Below are 17,917 nucleotides of genomic sequence, written 5' to 3'. Positions count from 1 at the left end.
GAAGGGTTCACAATACGCCATCTCATGCAGTTGTGCAAAATTACACTGCATGTTTCGACAGCTTTTCCGCGGTATGGAAACGTCTGTTGATTACCAGAGGCGAACAATCACATATTTCGTAAAGGCGTCATCCACCTGTGATTGGCTGGCGGCGCGCCATGCCGACATGGCGCTGTCGTAGTTTTCAAAAAAACCGCGAACATCCAGTTTGTCCGGATCAGCAAAATCCCGGCCCCGCGTATCTGTCACCTTGCCGCCAAAAACCACAAACAATTCCTTGGCCGTTTTTGAATTTGCTTCTGCCATGACACCCTTTCTTGATCAAAATAGATCGCACACCGTCGGCCGGTTATAACGAGATGCGAGAAAGAATCAACATGTCGCCAATCAACATAATAAAATACTACTCCCAATTATCCCGCGATGCAGCCAGTCCGAATGAAATAACGGCAAGCGATAGCAGCACATGGTATATATTTACCTCTGCCATTCCTGTGTTAACGGCAAGCCACCTGATGGCGATGTCGGACAAGACGAGGCAGGCGACCCCAAGCAACAGATATATGGCGAGCATTCCAGATGATATAAGGCGGATCAAACCAACGAGAAGGATCAGCCCGACCAGACCGAGTTGAACTTGCGCCGGAAACCGCCAATGACCCAACAATAGTGCCCCGCACAACAATAAGATCACAACGAGCAGTATCCACCAGTGGAAGCGAATAAAGAAGTTTGCTAGCAAGCCTGCGATGGCCCCTAAAGCTAAAGACGCAATGCCGACAGATCCAGCAAAATGCTTCGCGATCGTATGATAGGATTCCACGCCGCTGAAACCGGCGAACTTGAATCCGCCCAATGTCGCGGCGACACCGATTGTGACCACGCCAAATGCCCAAAAAAGACTTGCCGGAAAAAAAGACTGCCGCGCCAGATTAAGAGAAATCAGGCAACAAACAACCAAAATTGCTTCAAACGCGACAACCAGATTCATGCAGGAAGTATATCGACTTGCACGGCTTTGTCTACTGGCCCATATAGCGTTTAACTTTGTATATAGTGCCTGCCTATGCTATCGGAGTATCGGTCCTCGATCAGGAGAAGTGCAATTTCGACCAGCCCCCAAAAACATGTCAAGACATTGCCAATCGCGACTGTTCTGGCCGTCAGCTTCGGCACATTGGTTATCATTACGGTTGTCATTGTCCTGGGTATCAGCCTCACATCCGGCCTTACCAACACACGGGACCTTCTGATCGACAAAGCCAGCGCAGCAATGGAGTCAGCTGAAAACGACCTGACGGAACTGCTCAACCCCGCCGCATATCAGACGCAGTACATCGCGAAGGCGATAAGCGAAGGTCAGCTCGACGTAAATAACCGCGAGCAACTTACAGACTACCTTTTGGCTGCGGTTGCCGGAACACCGCAGATTTCCACTCTCTCGTTTGTGGGCCCCAATTTGCAAGGCATGGCATCCAATCGTGATCACCAGCGTATCATCACCTTTGATGAAAGCAGGGATCCTGTTGCAAGACTAGCCATCAGAGAAATTTCCAGCCAGAAGAAAGGGAGCTGGGGGCAGCTCATTTATGTGCCGACACTTCAGGAAACCATTCTCAGTTTTCGTGAGCCCGTCATCCGGGACGGGCAATTTGTCGGCGCCTTGATTGCGACGATCACGGTGACAACGGTCAACAATCGAATGAATGCGGCACAATCTCTCACGAATGGAAAACGCTTTATACTTTACGGGAATGACCACGTACTCTTGCAGCAGGGCATGAACAGACCCATGAACGGCTTGAGCGTAGATAATGTCGTTCCGAAACTGGAAGAGATTGAGGATCCCATTCTTAAGGAAATCTGGTCTGAAGACCGTGACGAACTTGAACTTCTAGGAAATCCGACTGCATTTGAGAGCCACTATCTACAAATAAATGGCAATGGCTATATCTTTATTTACAAGCATCTTGACGGGTATGCGGACAAAACCTTCACAATCGGTTACTGGATCCGGGATGAGGATGTATCTGCAGAGCTTCGCCGCCTGGCTATTGCAGGAATTGCCGGCCTTGTGATTATGCTGTTAAGTGCGGTGGTCGCAATCGTTATCGGGCGGCGGATTTCCCGGCCCGTCCTAATGCTATCGGACGCCTCTAGGCAAATTTCAAAACTCGATTTTCAAGCGGTCAAATCCTTACCCAGAAGCCGGTTCACCGAAGTTAATGAGGCAAATGACGCCTACAATGCCATGCTTCGCGGTTTGACTTGGTTCGAAACCTACGTTCCGAAATCCCTCGTTCGCAAACTCATGGAAAGCGGAGAGGCTCATTCCGAAGAGCGGATCGTAACCGTCATGTTTACGGACATAGCGGGTTTTACCCCGCAGGCTGAAAGCATGGAAACGGAAGAAGTTGCGAACTTCCTCAATCATCATTTTGAGCTGGTCACAAGCTGCATCGAAGCGGAGGGAGGAACCGTCGACAAGTTCATCGGCGATGCCGTCATGGCTTTCTGGGGCGCGCCGGAAGTACAGGAAGATCATGCGGCACGCGCCTGTCGTGCGGCTATGGCTATAAAGCAGGCCATTATCGCGGATAACGAAAAACGCCGCGATGATGGCCTTCCTGACGTTCACATGCGAATTGGGATCCATACCGGACCGCTTGTTGTTGGCAATATTGGCGCGGCGGGCCGGCTAAACTATACTGTGGTAGGGGATACCGTTAACATTGCCCAGCGAATGGAACAATATGGCAAAACCCTCTCCCCCGACCAGACGGATGAGGTCTTCACCCTGATGACCGACGCAACCTACAACGCAGCACCGGATACCAACGCGACAAAAATTGGCGACTACCAGCTAAAGGGTCGGCAGGACCCGGTGACGATTTATCAATTGACCTGAAGTGATGGCGCTAGGCTGGTTGATAGTAGGGATTGGTGCCGTCTGCATGGTCGGTCACGTCCAGCACCTCTGTAACCGACGGAACCAGATTCTGGATTTCAACCGCAACCCCCTGTTTCAACGTCACATCCGCCATCCCACAACCCTGACAGCCGCCATCCAGACGAACATAGGCACGGTCCTTCTGCAGATCGACAAGCGTGATGCGTCCGCCATGTGCTGCGATTGACGGATTGACCTTTTCCTCAAGCAGCTTGCGGATAGCAATCCCTTCCGGTGTTTTCAAGCCTGGCTTTGGCAACGCTTCACGATAATCGAGGACGGCGTTGATTTCCGGAATATAGTGTCGCAGCATATTCTGGATGCCCGTCAGCATGGAGAAAGCGGGCCCCTGGAATTTCAGGAAGAGCTTGCCATTCTTATAGCTGTGGAACGAGACATCGCCGCCCGACTGCGTCACCGCCGTGACAATCCGTGTTGCCAGCAAATCCTTGATCTGATCAATGATCTCTGCGTCAAATTCGCCGGGGGCCTCAGTACCCGTGTTTTCACTTACCACTGACTCGCCACTTTGAAAATGCGCGACAATCGCTCCGAAAATTTCAGTCCGGAGGGACGACCAGTCCCGCGCATCCGTCTTCGAGACAACGATACTTTCCGATTTCAATGTTACGGCAGCGACACCGTCAATCTCATAAAGCCGATGCGCAAGCGGCGACTTGCTCGCCGCATCCTCTTGCGAGACTTCGAGGGGACCATTTTCATAAACAGTCTCGGCCGGGAAAAATTCCAGCTCGGTCGCATTGTCGCCTGGCTTTGTCTGAATAAACATTTTTTTGTCTCTATTATCACTATTGTGAAGACTGATTGTCATGCTAAGGCCGATGGCATCAGCATCTATACAGTAGTAAATTAATAATAATAACGGAGAAAACAATGGAGAAATTTATTCTCACGGAACTGCAGGACCGACCGGAAGGCAAAGTTGCACGTCTGACCATCGATAACCAGCAAAAGCTCAATACGCTGAATTCAACTGTTATCCGGGAGCTGAACGAGACGATCACTGCCCTCGATAAAGACAGGGACATCGCCGTTCTCATTGTAACCGGGGCCGGAAGCAAAAGCTTTATAGGCGGCGCGGATATCACCGAAATGGCAGAGTTAAATCCATCATCTGCCCGCAGATTCATCACAAACATGCACCACGTCTGTCAAAAGGTCCGGTATTTCCACGCGCCTGTTGTTGCCCGGGTAAACGGCTTTTGTCTCGGGGCGGGCATGGAATTCGCCGCCTCCTGTGACATGATCGTCGCCTGTAAAAGTGTTGAATTTGCCATGCCAGAAGTCCGCGTAGGGATTCCGTCTGTTATCGACGCAGCACTGTTGCCGCGCATTATAGGGTATAACCTCGCCCGCGATCTTGTGCTGACTGGACGACGCATGAGCGCTGCCGAAGCGCGCGAAGCCGGTCTTGTTCAGCGGCTGACTGAAGACAACTCACTTGATGCGGAAGTGGATAATGTTGTTTCTGAAATTCTGGCTGGCGGGCGTAATGCCATGGTGATCCAGAAAGAGCTATGTAATGATTGGGAGAATAACTCCCTTCGAGACAGCATCCAGCTTGGCATTGAAGCCTTCGCGCGTTCCTATGAGAGTGACGAGCCGAAACGGCTGATGGAGAAATTCATCAATCGCCCGCGGTAGCCAATGCGCGCAACCCCGAAAGGTCAAAATAGATACCTTTCATAGAGTTTATTTGTTATGAAAGGTCCATCGGTCAGGTCGAGGGGTGGGCAGTCAGTGCTGGTTTATTTATATGACGTTTTTTCCGGAAGCGGGCGGCAATCAGCGTCGCCAGAAGGTCTGGAGCGTCTTATTTCCAACCAAAGCCACTCCCCGGTACTCAATCGCCGACGTGCGCGTGTAATTATATCCCGCATCCGGTTTTTGAGCCTGCTGTGTGTCGTCGCTTTTCCGCTGGGTTTCCTGCTGGATATGTTGACTTTCGATACCGAGACCTACGTCACACTCGGGATAACGCGCGTATTGATGGCGGTCCTTTTCCTTGCCCTCTTCTTCGGCATCAGCAGCGGAGAAACCATGCGCGACGCCTATCGCGCACTCGGTATCTTTTTCGCCATCCTGCTGACATTCCAAACGATGTATCAGCCGCTTCTGGACGTCACGGATATTCTCTCCATCACGAGCCTGGTCGCCGCCGGGTACGCTTTATTCCCGTTTCTAATCGTCGGCTGTATTGCGATCTTTCCGCTGACGATCAAGGAAGCCGTGCTCACGCTCATCCTGTTTTTCGTGATCCAGATGCTGGTTCTGATCCTGATGCCTGAAAATGCAGATCCTGACCTTCAACTCGGAATGCTGCTGACCCTCACCGCAACAGCCGTCCTAAGCGCTTTCGCCGCGATAAGTCAGTTACTTTACATGTCCCTGCTTATCGATCAGGCCTCCATCGATACATTAACCCAATGTTACAGCCGGAACAGTGGGGAGGAGATTATCGATGTCCAGTTTAAAATATCCAAACGGCAAAACACCCCCTTCTCTATTGTCTTTGCGGATCTGGACAGCTTTAAATCCGTCAATGATCGATATGGCCATGAAGCGGGGGACCGTGTTCTTTCCACAGCCGCAGCAAACATTCGCCGGAACGCGCGCGGATCTGATGTGCTGATCCGCTGGGGCGGTGAGGAATTCGTCATTCTTCTTCCATATACGGATGCGGAGGGCGCGTTGAAATCGATCCGGCGATTGCGCAATATCGGTCTTGGGACACGTCCCGACGGAAAAATGGTGACAGCCAGCTTCGGCATCGTCGATCGGCAAAGCGCCAATGTTGGTGACTGGTCCGCTCTTGTCGAAATTGCGGACAACCAGATGTATGCGGTAAAATCGAAAGGTGGCAATGACATCGCGGTATATTCATCCTCAGATGCAACAGGTGCAGAAACGGCACAAGAGGAGCTTGCCGCGTCCACATGATCCTCAAACTTCTTTCCATTGCGTTTATTATCCTGTTTATCGCCCGGATTTTATTCGCCAAGAAACTCAAAGAGATGGGCAAGGCTGCCGATCGCACCTTGAATCTTTTCCTGATTGCCATTGGTATTTACCTTGGCCTGCAAATGCTTGTTTTCTATGGTTTATCATGACCCATATCAATAAGCATTGCCAATTGCCTGACTGGAGGAAATCATGACGTCAACACGTATCGAGACCGATACCATGGGTGAGATAGCTGTTCCAGCGGATCGCTATTGGGGCGCGCAAACAGAACGGTCGCTGGAAAATTTCAAGATCGGCACAGAGCGGTTACCGCAGCCTCTCGTTCGGGCGCTGGGTCTACAGAAAAAGGCCGCTGCCCTTAGTAACCAAACTCTGGGACAACTTGAAGCCCGGCTGGCGGATGCCATTGTTATGGCCGCGGATGAAGTAATAAGCGCGGAGCTCATCGACCACTTTCCGTTGGTTATCTGGCAAACAGGCTCTGGCACCCAGAGCAACATGAACGCCAATGAAGTGATTGCAAATCGCGCCAATGAAATTCTCGGATCGCCGCTCGGCCAGAAGAAGCCGGTTCATCCCAATGACCACGTCAATTTGGGTCAAAGCTCGAACGATAGCTTTCCAACCGCCATGTCCATCGCCGCGGCGGAGCAAGTCTCCCACCATCTCCTGCCCGCCCTCAATCATTGCCATCAGGCTCTCACGGATAAATATTTTGAATTCAAGGATATTATAAAAATCGGCAGAACCCACGCACAAGATGCCGTGCCAATCACACTGGGGCAGGAATTTTCCGGTTATGCCCGTCAGATTGAGCTTGGGATGGCGCGTCTGAAAGACAGCCTTCCGCGTGTGATGGAAGTTGCGCAAGGCGGAACAGCGGTCGGAACGGGCCTGAATGCCGCGCCGGGCTTCGCGAATACATTCGTTACAACCTTATCCGACCTTACCGACCTCCCTTTCACCAGCGCTAAAAACAAATTCGAGGCGATTGCCGCCCATGATGCAATGGTCGAGCTTTCAGGTGTCCTGAATGTTATCGCGACAAGCTGCATGAAAATTGCCAATGATATTCGCTTCCTCGCAAGTGGCCCCCGAAGCGGGCTAGGGGAGCTCATTTTGCCCGCGAATGAGCCCGGCTCCTCCATCATGCCGGGCAAGGTGAATCCCACGCAATGCGAAGCCCTCTCGCAGGTTGCCGCGCAAGTGATGGGGAACCACGTCACGGTAACGATCGCCGGATCAAACGGACATTTTGAGCTGAACGTGTTCAAACCCGTCATTATCTATAACGTGCTGCAATCCATCCGACTGCTCGGTGATGCATTAAGAAGTTTCACGGATAACTGCATTACGGGAATAGAAGCCAATAGACCACGTATCGCGGAACTGATGGCGCAATCGCTGATGCTGGTCACGGCGTTAAATCCCCATATCGGGTATGACAATGCGGCAAAAATCGCCAAGAAAGCCTATGCCGAGAATAGCAGCCTGAAAGACGCCGCCATCAAACTCGGTCTCCTCACCGCAGAGGAATTCGACGAATGGGTGCGGCCTGAAGATATGGTGGGTGAATAATGCAGAAGCATTGGAGCGGGCTAAACTTTAATGTTGGATTACAAAAATTAGTTTTTTCCCAGCAAAACTAAAAGTACTTTTGAATGCTTGCGAATAATTTCTTTTGTTACAATTGGCTGCGCGTCAAAGTCAACTCCCGCTATATCGTTTGGAGATACACGGTGCTCTAAAGCCGCAGGTAAAACCAAGTAATCTAAGAATGTTTTATAGGCCAAGATACTTAAATTTGCTAAAAACTCTCTCTCAATACTAATATCTTCTTTTTTAAGAAATAAATCGCTTCCATCCTCAATTAATTTGCTTCGGGCTGGCCTCAAGTATTCTTCTAAATCATAGTCCATTGATTTTATAAACCCTTGTATTTTTGGGTCTTCAAAATTCGTTTTAAAAGCATTGTGAGCGAATTCATTCCTCATTTTTCTGAAAGCGTTTAACTTTTTTGCTTGATTTGATGTCAACCAACCTAGGTGATAAGAAAGAAATATGCGACCTTCAAAATTGCTAAATGGACCATTACCAGCGAACATCCGACGCTCTTCGCTCTTAGATTTCAAATCGAAGAGTCTTAATTTAATCAACTCAAAGAGTTTGTTTTCAATAAATGACGAAAAAATCAAAATCTGAGCTGCCAGAGATTCTCCCAGCAACCTTACGAATATATCGGGAAATTCATCAAAGCTGATTTCGATTTTGTTTATACTATCGATTGCAGCGTTCACACTTGAACTATACATCGCGTCAGCAAGTGCTGATACCTGCTCGTCCTTAGTAAGACTAATAAAATTTTTTGTCATTTCTTACTCCCGATATGGGATTTTGGTCGCTTTCACCTTAAAAGAGCGCTTCATTTTATTCAATAAATCTAATTCATGGAAGCTTCTATGAAGATGATAAAATCTTGGGAATGAAACTTGCTCTAATATTTGTGCCGAATTTCAACCTACTTTTAAAGCAAAAAAATTCTCAGAAAGTGTTGGTTAGACGGAACTGGAGCGGGCGAAGGGAATCGAACCCTCGTCGTAAGCTTGGGAAGCTTTATTCTGTCAGTTTCATAAGTGCTTGAAACCACGAAATATTTTCTATTTTTATATTTATTTTCAATGAATTATTGCGTATGCTAATCCAATGTAAAAATGATAGAAATGTGCTGCTTTGGATACGAATTCCTCGTTTTTGCTAGCTATTTGCTATACCGCTTGAGGCGGATTAATGAACTACTAGCATCGAATTCTGCCAATACTTACGGAGCTATAACATGCAGAAAGTTAAAAACCGTGCCAGAATTTCAAAGCGGTCCGTAGATGCTTTCAAATGTTACGGTCAAAATCGGTCACGTCTTTGGGACACGGATCTTAAAGGGTTTTGCTTATGTGCATATCCAAGCGGTAGAAAGGTTTATCTGGTAGGGTATCGAAATCGACGCAAGCAATACTGTTGGTACACGATAGGAAAACACGGCGATCCTTGGTCGCCTGATAATGCAAGGGAAAAAGCCAAAGAAATACTTGGTGATAATGCAAGAGGAATCTCACCTGCGAAGAAGGCTGCACGAGCCTACACAAATACACTTACCCTTTCAAAATTGATCGATCTCTACTTGGACGAAGGCCCACTCGATAAACCGGATAAGCGAGCATCAAGTTGGAAAGTTGATAAGGGAAATTTAAACAACCATGCCCGGCCCTTGTTGGGAAAATTCTTAATTGATGAACTTAAAACCAGCGATTTATCTAAGTTCCAAAACGATGTAATGAAAGGAATATCTCGTCGCAAGAAAACTGGGGGAATTGCTCTCTCTGGAAATGCATCCTCGACTAAAGGTGGTCCAGTAAGAGGAGGCCGAGGTGCCGCGGCGCATGCAATTAGATCCCTATCCGCTCTTTTTGGATGGGCCATGTACAGGGGACTTATTAAAACAAACCCATGTGGGCAGGTTCGAAAAATACAGGATGGCACCCGAGAGCGATATTTAACCCGAGAGCAAGCCCAGTGCTTTTTCAATACCATTGATAAACTCCTGGAACGCCAGGAGATCACTCAAAGTCAGGTCGATTGCATCGAACTAATTGCTTACACAGCAGCCCGTCGCGGTGAAATACAGGCCTTGCGATGGAATGAAATCGACTTCGAACGACGATTTCTGGTTCTCCCGCCTATACGCCACAAAACGGGAGGCGTAAACCAGCCAAAAGTCATCGTGCTCACAGATGAATGTATTCAGATACTTAAAAGGCGACGGGCACAGATAAAAGGTGACGTCAACTTTGTCTTTCCTTCCTCACGAATATGTAAAAAGGGGTATATTCAAAACCTTTCCCACTCTTGGGCCAAAATAGTTGGGACGGCTGAATTGGACGATTTTCGAATACACGATTTAAGACACGCATATGCTTCCTTCGCAATCAATGCAGGTCTACCGCTGAAAGTGATAGGAGCGAATCTTGGTCATAAAAGAAGCTCTACTACGGAACGTTATGCACATTTGATAGTAGATGCACGTCGATCAGTATCTGACGAAGTACAAGAAATCTATAATGATCTGAGAAATTGATCTTGTAGAAATATACGAATTTGTGGGGCTCTTCGTGTAAAATTAATTGCACGGAGGATTTGACGATGACCAATGAAGAAAGTGAGATAAGACGTAAACTACGGGTAATTGAAAGAGCTGAAGAAATCGGGAGTGCCGCCAAAGCCTACAGATATTATGGCGTGCCAAAGTCTACCTTCTATCGATGGCGCCAGCTGTATCGCGAGCAGGGTGATAACGGCCTCATTAATAGAAAACCCATACCAGGCACCCATCCGAACCGTACCTTCGATGAGATTGTTGAAAAGATCTTATATCTGCGGAAAAAATATCATCTCGGCCCAATGCGGATCATGTGGTACATGGCTCGCTATCATGACCTGAAGGTCTCTGATGTAACCATATCCAGAGTATTGAAGCGACACGGTGTCAGTCGATTGCCGCGTAATGTAGGGCGGCGCAAGGTTCATACCAAAAGATATGAAAAGCAGGTGCCAGGCCACCATATCCAGATGGATGTCAAGTTCCTGATATTCAAAGCTAAAGACGGCAGGAAAATCAAACGATACCAATATACAGCAATCGATGATGCAACGCGTGTACGCGCCTTGAAAATCTATGAACGGCACACACAGAAAAGTGCCATCAACTTCGTCACCTATATCATTCAGAAATTCCCCTTCAGGATCCAGCAAATCAGAACCGACCGAGGCCATGAATTCCAATCACTATTCCATTGGCACGTTGAGGATCTCGGCATTCGTCACGTCTATATCAAAGCCCGAACGCCTCAGTTGAACGGCAAGGTCGAACGTTCACGCAGATCTGATCAGCAGAAGTTCTATCAATTGATGAAATACAAAGATGATGTCGATCTGGAGGCCAAACTCGCTGAATGGGAGGCCTTCTATAACTTCGTCAGGCCGCATGGCGCGCATGGCGGAAAAACACCCTATGAATCCCTCAGGGGAAAACTACAATAGGGTTGCGAAGAGTACCATGAGTCAGTGTCTATTACAGCACTATCATGACAGTGCCGTTGAGCCAACTTACAATCACGAACAAACGAAAGTGGTAATCGCGCCGGAACACGTCCAGCCCATCATGGAGAAATCGCCAAAAAACCGTTCACTTCAGGTAAATCCGACGTTGGCGGTTCACCCGCTGAAATGAATACAACCGAGGAGATTAGCAACAATCCGGCACCCATAAACAGGATTATTGCGTGCCCAACGGGGAACGCCATCGCGCCGATGGCCTGACCGGCAACGATGGCGACCCCGAGTGCCAAAATCCCGCCCGCGAAGAACCGCCAGGCAAGGAGTCGGCTGCGGCGGTTGGATGGAATTGACCGGGCGACGATATCGTTGTAGGGAGTTGCAAGAATACCACTGATAAACGCGTACAAGACCCATGCGGTGAAAAATGTCAAGATCAAAATCGAACTTGGCATCGGAGTTGAAATCAGGACAACCGTGGCGACGCTGACGAGGCAGAAAACATGGCCGAACGCGCCAATTGCATAAAAGAGCATGCGCCGACGGCGGCCCCGGACGATGTAGGCGACGAAGATTTGTGGAAATAGCCAGCCGTATCAGGCGATGGACGCCGTTACGCCAACAGCCAGGGAACTCCCTGTTAAAATTTGAACGAGGCTCGCCATGATAGTGCCCGTATCGACTGCAGCGGCACCGCCTTGGAAGAACGCACCAGCGATCACAATACGTGTAAATCGACCAGAGTGTTTAGTGGGATGCATCAATTTCCACCTTCTTCGGCCCTTTGAGTTCCGCAAAGCCGACGCCGTGAACCCAGAGGCCCCAGCTTCCGAATACCGCAACCGCCAGTATGTTTGTCGCCATGACCGTCATAACCATAGCAAACGCAGTTACGTCGTTTACTCCGAATAGACTGAGAGCGTATATGGCGCCGACAACAAAGCCCGCCGGTACTCTCGCAGCTTGGGCGAGAATAACGATGAAGCCAAGGATAGCAAGTAAGGCGAAATAGGCGAGGGGTGCGAGAAGCACGTCAAAAGCGAGCCCCGCCCACAAGAGATGCGATGCCGCAAGAAGCTTGATAACGATGCTCGAAAGGATGATGACGTTGCTCCGCCAGTGCTCGCGTGGCCAGACAATTCCATCGGCAAATGTAACTGCAGCCGAGCGCGCGCGAGCCGCCAGTCGGCCCGGCAAACGATCCGCGAGAGTAATCAGGAACCCGGCACCAAATAAAGATTGACGTTTATGGCACGCGAGCAGGATGAACGCACAGAGAATGGCCAGCGCGCTTCCTACGGCAGCAACTGTCAAGCCGAATCCGATATTTCCTTCGGGGTCGGGGATAACGGCAAAGAGCACCACGATGATGACAAGGGCAGTGAATACAATCCCGTCTACTAATCGGTCAATAGCGACGGTGGCAAGCACGCTGCTCATTGCAAGGTCCTGTTTCTTTGCAACGAGCCAGGATCGCACGAAAGGGCTGAGCCCGAGGGGAAGCAGCAGATTGGCGAGGTAGCCAGCCATTGTCGCCCCGAAAAGTCGTGATGTTTTGATGGCGCGAAGGGGTATAAGGATCTGTCGCCACTTCCAGGCTCGGACAACCTGTTCCAGAGTGATCGTGATGAATGTGGCAAACACATATTCAGGGCGTGCAGAAAGAAGAATGCCAAAAAGCTGGCGCCAGTCAAGGCGCCAGAAAAGAAATCCTATCAGGCCGACCCCAACGATGCTGCCCAACCAGTTGAACCAACGCCATCTGGCGCGGCGTGGATTTTCAATGCCGGATGCCCTTTCGTTTTTCAAGCTTGTTCCTCATTCTCTGGAAGCGGCCGACCGACGCTGAGGATTGCGTCTATGAACAGGCGGGGGCGGCCCCACAGGGAATTGGTGAAGATGGTCGTTACACTGGTCGCCATCGCAATCATTGCCCAGACGGGATAGAGTAGGCCGCTGGCGGCGACAGGCACGCCGATACCATTAAACAGGAAGGCAAGGGAAACGTTCTGCAGCATCTTTCGATAGCCTTGCCGGCTGATCTCGCGTGCCTTGACGACATTGTATATCCGGTTATTGAGGATGATGATGTCTGCGGCATCGATGGCAACGTTGGTTCCCGATCCCATGGCGATGCCAACGTCGGCCTGCATCAATGCAGGAGCATCGTTGATACCGTCACCCACCATCGCGGTCCGGCCCTGCTTTTGCAACTCCCGGATGATATCCGCTTTCTCGCCGGGAAGCATTTCTGCATGGACCTCGTCTAGCCCGAGTTCCCGGGCAACTCGTTCAGCATTGCGCCGGTTGTCACCCGTGATGAGGATCGTACGCACGCCTGCGGCACGAAGTTCGCTAACCGTCTTCAAAGCATCTTCACGAAGTGCATCACCGAGTGCGAGCAGACCGAGAAGTATGCCATCCCGGGAGGTCACGATGACAGTGCGGCCCATTTCCTCATATGCGGTGACGCGGGGTTCGAGAGCCGTCAGGTCAATCCCGCGGTCGATCATGAAACGCGGGCTTCCCACCAGGACATCGGCATCATTGATCCGGGCAATAACGCCTTTGCCGGGAATTGCCTCGAAGAACTCTGCACTGGGGGGTGACAATCCGGCATCGAACGCCGCCTCAACCACAGCCGCAGCAAGAGGATGTTCCGATGACGCCTCGGCAGCTGCCGTCATCATCAGTAATTCGTCCGTGTGATCCGAGAGTGCTTCGATTTCGTGGACCTTCGGATTCCCCTCAGTTAACGTGCCGGTTTTGTCAAAGGCAATCTGCTTAACTAATCGATAGCCCTGAAATGCCTCCCCAGTGCGCATCAGAATACCCAGTTCGGCAGCTTCGCCAGCACTTCGCACAATCGACAACGGCGCTGATATTCCGACAGCGCAGGGATATCCCATAACCAACACACTCAACCCTGCAAACACGGCGCGCTGCAGTTCAGGCGGAAAGCCGAATATCTGCGGCAAAACCGCCCAGCCGACGAAGGCAAGAATTGAAATCGTCAACACGGCGGGCGTATAAATTCTCAGGACCTGGTCGACGATATGGAGCAGACCAGGCTTCAGGGCGCGGGCATCTTCGACTTCACGCGCCACGCGCTGCAGGAAGCTCTCGGCACCAACGGCGGTTACTTGGATGAGTAGCGTTCCGTTCCCGTTGATCGTGCCGCCGATTACGGTGTCGCCGATCAGTCGTTCGACTGGCATCGGTTCTCCGGTCACGAGTGACTGGTCAACTGTGGATCGACCGTCGACGACCTCACCGTCAACGGGCAGACGCTCGCCGGGCCTGACGCGAACCAGGTCGCCGCGGGTCACTTCATCGATAGGAATGTCAATTTCACGGCCATCTCTGACGATCCGGGCGATATCGGGCTGAAGATCCAGAAGACGTTTGACCGCCTGCGAGGAACGGGTTTTGACGATCAGCGATAGCCACTCAGAAAAGATATGATAGGTGACGACCATAACGGCAACGGCAAAGAACGGGGCTGTTGGATATCCTGGCCGGTCGAGAACAAGACCGATCAGGCCGCCGCTCAACCCTGCAAAAGCTCCCGCTTCAAGAAGGACATGCTGATTGAGTATTCCCCGGCGCACCGCCTGAAGTGCCATAATGAGAATATGCCGTGCAACTCCGAAAACGAGCGCGGCGGCGAGACCCGCCACTAGCCAAGGCGTAATACCGATCAGCATCCCTGCAATTTTGAGCGCAAGAAGTCCCGCTGTTGTAGTTCCAAGAATGGTTGCGCCAGCAATTGCCGGCCAAACGCCCCGCGCCCTTAGCACCAGGAACACAAAGGCGACCAGGCTGACCGTGGCCACAACGGGCAAAACCAGAGACAGAGGGCCATCCGGGTCGGTTATCAGTGCAATAGACAGAAGGCTGAAGGTTGTTGCGATGAGGAACCTGCGTCCTTCCTTGACCAGTTCTTGCTCTTCTTCCTCGAACGGGCGCAACTTGTTAGGATCGTGAATAGTATAACCAATATCCTTCAATGTCTGGAGCAGGGCTTCGGGGGTCGTTACCTTGGGATCGAATTCAACAAGTGCCTGTTCGTGGGTCAGGCTGACCGCCACCTTGTCAACACCCTTCTGACGGCCGAGAGCCTTTTCGATCGTGCCGGTGCAAAGCGAGCAATGCAGCCCGCCGATACGCGCCCGAATGCGGGCCCTGTCCGGATTTTCAGCGGGTTCCTCGTTCCAAAGTTCCAGTTTCGCGTCGGTGGCCGGTGTCATATCCATGATAAATGAACCTTTATGATTGTAGAGCAGTGATGTCCGGACTGGTGGTCGCGAAAAGACCAAACCAGATCGACCAGGCACCGAGCCCTATGAGAAACAAGCCGGCAAAGACAGGAAAGCGTCCCGAAAGCGCAGCTAAACGATCGAGCAAGCTCTTGGCGCCCGGAACCAGGACCGTTACGACCAGCGGCAGGGACAAAGCAAAGCCGAAGACTCCGAGTGCAATGAAGCCGCTGAGCGCGTTTGTACTCCCGGATGCTGCTGCGCCCGCGAGAAGCGCGAAAAGAAGTGGCGCTGCACAGGCAGGAATATTTAGGCCGAACAGAAGCCCGAGCCCGACGGAACCGCCACGGTTGCTCAACTGTCGCAAACTCGGGCCGAGAGATACCATCAGGCCTCCCGCCCGTCCCGTTGCAAGCAGCAAACCAAGCAAAACATAGCTCGCTCCAAGAAGTAACCAGGCACTTCGCTGCAGATCGAGAAATACGGTTCCTATCAGTACCGCGAGGACACCGAGCAAGCCGATGAACAGCGCGCGCGTCAGTGCGAACAACAACGTCTCCACGAGCTTTGCGGTTCTGCTCTTGCCCTCAAGATACTTGATGAAGACGAGGCTGGAGCCGATCGAACAGGGCTCGATGAAGCCGATCAAGCCAAGTCCGGCGGGAATGGCGACGAGCCCCATGAAACTTGCCTCGATCATTGATCGGTGACCTTCCCTTTAAATCCACCCTTGGCGATCGCCGTCAGGAGATCTGCTACTGGCGCTTCTGCTTGATCGTGCAGAATGCGGACACGACGCTCGTCATAAGATGCTTCGGCCTTACGGACACCGGGGGTTCGTGACAACAGGGCCTCTATGGTAAGTGCGCATCCATCGCAATGCATGCCATCGATGTGCAGGATGGTGGTTTTCATGATTTTGGTTCCTTCTAATGGTGTTTGTCGGGCATTCGTTATTTCCGGACTTGTGGATGGGGTCCCCCGTGCCATGGCGTCGAGGATAGTGCAGGCGACAACATCTCCCCCACCGGGACAACTCGCAATCAACTCATCGAGCGCGTCACGCATTTGTGACAAATGGCGGAGTTTCTCCTGAACTTCGTCCCTTTTTTCGACGGCTCGGCTACGAACGTCGGCACAGTCGGCGCCGGGATCTGCCCGTAGCGACAGAAGTTCGGATATCTCCTGCAGGGAGAAACCGATTTCCTGGGCCTGGCGGATGAAACGGATCCGGGTGACTGTTCCTTGGTCGTACTCACGCGCACCGCCGTCAACGGGCTTGGGCGGTTGAACAATCAGCCCCTTGCGTTCGTAAAAGCGGATGGTCTCGACATTGACATTTGCCGCTTTCGCGGCGCGACTGATAGTGAATTGTGTCATGCTATTCCTCCATGCAGACTTTGCACTCCGTAGTATAGTACGGAGTCAAGAGAATAGTAGAAAGGTGAAGGATTTAAGCCCGGCGGGTCCGGTTTTGAACCCATGTTTAGAGCAAAAATTAGATAGATTAGATCAATTTTGAGGCGAGGAGGATGGCAATGGATTATAGAAAAAGTATCGATTTCCTCAAATATCAATAGTTATCTTCCTGAGATACCAGATCTGCTTTGGAGTAAAGCGTGAAGATCTCGAATTTCTTGTTATTGGCTTATCAAATGTCGGAAGCTATCCCGATAATTTGACCGAAAATTCTGTTGTTCATCCAATGGTGCCGTTATGTCTTCATTGTCGAGCCAGATGATATTGAACGTGGCTTGGAAAATTGACTTTTCTGCCATCGATGAACGCAAGTTTTGCGTTATCTTCATTAACATTGTCGAGTGCATTTGAGTTAGGCGCAAATATTTCGTTGTTGACCGTTGATTTCGGAATTGGCCCGAATAGCGACGTATCCGAATATATAAAGCTGTTGTCACTTTGCCGACACACGAGATCAAGCGCTTGATTATTATTTCGGCGATTACCGGAGCTTCGACAATCAAGTTTCGATAAGTATCTGGAAACGGAATCCCTTACGGTTTCCACTATTTCTTGCGGAGCGCCAATAAAAGAAAGGATGTCGTCTGCATCCTGAATTGTTGCATTTGGAAAGCGTGCCCTAATTTCCAAGTTTTTGTAGAGAAGCAAAATCCGTGTCAGCAGTCTTTGCGCCTGCTTTTTCTCACCGTACAAACCCTGAAATGTATTCGAAAGCGCCAGTTTCTGGATTTGTTCATATGTATCAACGGGGCCCGTCGCCAACAGCCTTTTGATCGCCAATGTGCTCATATGGGCAGGGGATGCCCGGAAATAAATATCTTTCCCGTTGATCCGTCCCGCAACAACGTCGGCAATGCCTGAGGCAAATCTAATCGCTCGCCAGTCTGCCATCGCAATGAGATTATCAACCTTTATGCCGGATGTAAGGGCTTTATTCACTGCACCAACATCGGCAATTGTTTCACGAGCCGCTACTCCCCATTCGTCCAAAGCACTCTTGCTTGCCGAAATGCAATGATATCCTTCATGCATTGCCGCGAGAAACCACATGACATAATCGTCGGTTTGATCAACAACTGGAAGTGTTCCCCGTCAGCACCAATGTCACCAAATTGATGTTGTGAATTAAGGAGTGTTT

Annotated in this window: 17 protein-coding genes; 7 read left to right on the top strand and 10 right to left on the bottom strand. The window is 50.6% G+C overall.

Annotated elements, in window-relative coordinates; genetic code table 11:
• Positions 1-90 precede the first annotated feature (90 nt).
• Complete coding sequence (locus AACZ19_RS17615) at positions 91-306, bottom strand: DUF4170 domain-containing protein (RefSeq protein ID WP_339635829.1); 216 nt, start codon at positions 304-306, stop codon at positions 91-93.
• A gap of 97 nt (positions 307-403) precedes the next feature.
• On the bottom strand, positions 404-883 hold the full coding sequence (locus AACZ19_RS17610) for a hypothetical protein (protein ID WP_339635828.1): 480 nt from the start codon (positions 881-883) through the stop codon (positions 404-406).
• 183 nt (positions 884-1,066) lie between these two features.
• Here AACZ19_RS17610 and AACZ19_RS17605 point away from each other — a divergent pair, with 183 nt between their 5' ends.
• Positions 1,067-2,908 carry an adenylate/guanylate cyclase domain-containing protein gene (locus AACZ19_RS17605; RefSeq protein ID WP_339635827.1) on the top strand — a complete coding sequence of 614 codons (1,842 nt, stop codon included), beginning with the start codon at positions 1,067-1,069 and terminating at the stop codon, positions 2,906-2,908.
• A gap of 10 nt (positions 2,909-2,918) precedes the next feature.
• Here AACZ19_RS17605 and AACZ19_RS17600 read toward each other — a convergent pair whose 3' ends face one another.
• Positions 2,919-3,740 (bottom strand): NifU family protein, encoded by an 822-nt coding sequence (locus AACZ19_RS17600; protein ID WP_339635826.1) that lies wholly within the window; start codon positions 3,738-3,740, stop codon positions 2,919-2,921.
• A 104-nt stretch (positions 3,741-3,844) separates the two neighbouring features.
• On the opposite strand from AACZ19_RS17600, the gene AACZ19_RS17595 reads away from it, so the two are divergent.
• The 4 genes from AACZ19_RS17595 (at position 3,845) to fumC (ending at position 7,513) form a co-directional block, all read left to right on the top strand.
• Positions 3,845-4,615 (top strand): enoyl-CoA hydratase, encoded by a 771-nt coding sequence (locus AACZ19_RS17595; protein ID WP_339635825.1) that lies wholly within the window; start codon positions 3,845-3,847, stop codon positions 4,613-4,615.
• A 96-nt stretch (positions 4,616-4,711) separates the two neighbouring features.
• Positions 4,712-5,911: a GGDEF domain-containing protein gene (locus tag AACZ19_RS17590; protein ID WP_339635824.1), complete on the top strand. Its 1,200-nt coding sequence runs from the start codon at positions 4,712-4,714 to the stop codon at positions 5,909-5,911.
• Entirely contained in the window at positions 5,908-6,081 is a 174-nt protein-coding gene (locus AACZ19_RS17585) for a hypothetical protein (protein ID WP_339635823.1), read from the top strand. Before AACZ19_RS17590 ends, AACZ19_RS17585 begins: the two co-directional genes overlap by 4 nt.
• 43 nt (positions 6,082-6,124) lie before the next feature.
• Positions 6,125-7,513 (top strand): class II fumarate hydratase, encoded by a 1,389-nt coding sequence (fumC, locus tag AACZ19_RS17580; protein ID WP_339635822.1) that lies wholly within the window; start codon positions 6,125-6,127, stop codon positions 7,511-7,513.
• A 47-nt stretch (positions 7,514-7,560) separates the two neighbouring features.
• Here fumC and AACZ19_RS17575 read toward each other — a convergent pair whose 3' ends face one another.
• Positions 7,561-8,307 (bottom strand): hypothetical protein, encoded by a 747-nt coding sequence (locus AACZ19_RS17575; protein WP_339635821.1) that lies wholly within the window; start codon positions 8,305-8,307, stop codon positions 7,561-7,563.
• Between the two features lie 461 nt (positions 8,308-8,768).
• Between AACZ19_RS17575 and AACZ19_RS17570 the strand changes: the two genes are divergently transcribed.
• Positions 8,769-10,064, top strand: coding sequence for a tyrosine-type recombinase/integrase (locus AACZ19_RS17570; RefSeq protein ID WP_339635820.1), 1,296 nt, complete (start codon positions 8,769-8,771; stop codon positions 10,062-10,064).
• Between the two features lie 65 nt (positions 10,065-10,129).
• A complete protein-coding gene (locus AACZ19_RS17565) occupies positions 10,130-11,026 on the top strand; it encodes an IS481 family transposase (RefSeq protein ID WP_339635819.1) in 897 nt (298 codons plus the stop codon).
• 119 nt (positions 11,027-11,145) lie between these two features.
• Here AACZ19_RS17565 and AACZ19_RS17560 read toward each other — a convergent pair whose 3' ends face one another.
• From AACZ19_RS17560 to AACZ19_RS17535, 6 genes are all read right to left on the bottom strand, one after another.
• Positions 11,146-11,577: a hypothetical protein gene (locus AACZ19_RS17560; protein ID WP_339635817.1), complete on the bottom strand. Its 432-nt coding sequence runs from the start codon at positions 11,575-11,577 to the stop codon at positions 11,146-11,148.
• A gap of 211 nt (positions 11,578-11,788) precedes the next feature.
• Positions 11,789-12,850: a lysylphosphatidylglycerol synthase transmembrane domain-containing protein gene (locus AACZ19_RS17555; RefSeq protein WP_339635816.1), complete on the bottom strand. Its 1,062-nt coding sequence runs from the start codon at positions 12,848-12,850 to the stop codon at positions 11,789-11,791.
• Positions 12,847-15,297: a cation-translocating P-type ATPase gene (locus tag AACZ19_RS17550; RefSeq protein WP_339635815.1), complete on the bottom strand. Its 2,451-nt coding sequence runs from the start codon at positions 15,295-15,297 to the stop codon at positions 12,847-12,849. Before AACZ19_RS17550 ends, AACZ19_RS17555 begins: the two co-directional genes overlap by 4 nt.
• A gap of 13 nt (positions 15,298-15,310) precedes the next feature.
• Complete coding sequence (locus AACZ19_RS17545) at positions 15,311-16,000, bottom strand: cytochrome c biogenesis protein CcdA (protein WP_339635814.1); 690 nt, start codon at positions 15,998-16,000, stop codon at positions 15,311-15,313.
• A complete protein-coding gene (locus tag AACZ19_RS17540) occupies positions 15,997-16,680 on the bottom strand; it encodes a MerR family DNA-binding protein (protein WP_339635813.1) in 684 nt (227 codons plus the stop codon). Before AACZ19_RS17540 ends, AACZ19_RS17545 begins: the two co-directional genes overlap by 4 nt.
• A 342-nt stretch (positions 16,681-17,022) precedes the next feature.
• Entirely contained in the window at positions 17,023-17,829 is an 807-nt protein-coding gene (locus AACZ19_RS17535; protein ID WP_339635812.1) for a hypothetical protein, read from the bottom strand.
• Positions 17,830-17,917: the final 88 nt, after the last annotated feature.

The organism is uncultured Sneathiella sp., assembly GCF_963973085.1.
GTDB lineage: Bacteria > Pseudomonadota > Alphaproteobacteria > Sneathiellales > Sneathiellaceae > Sneathiella.
Note: the sequence above shows the minus strand (reverse complement) of the source record. Positions and strands in the feature narration are given on the sequence as shown.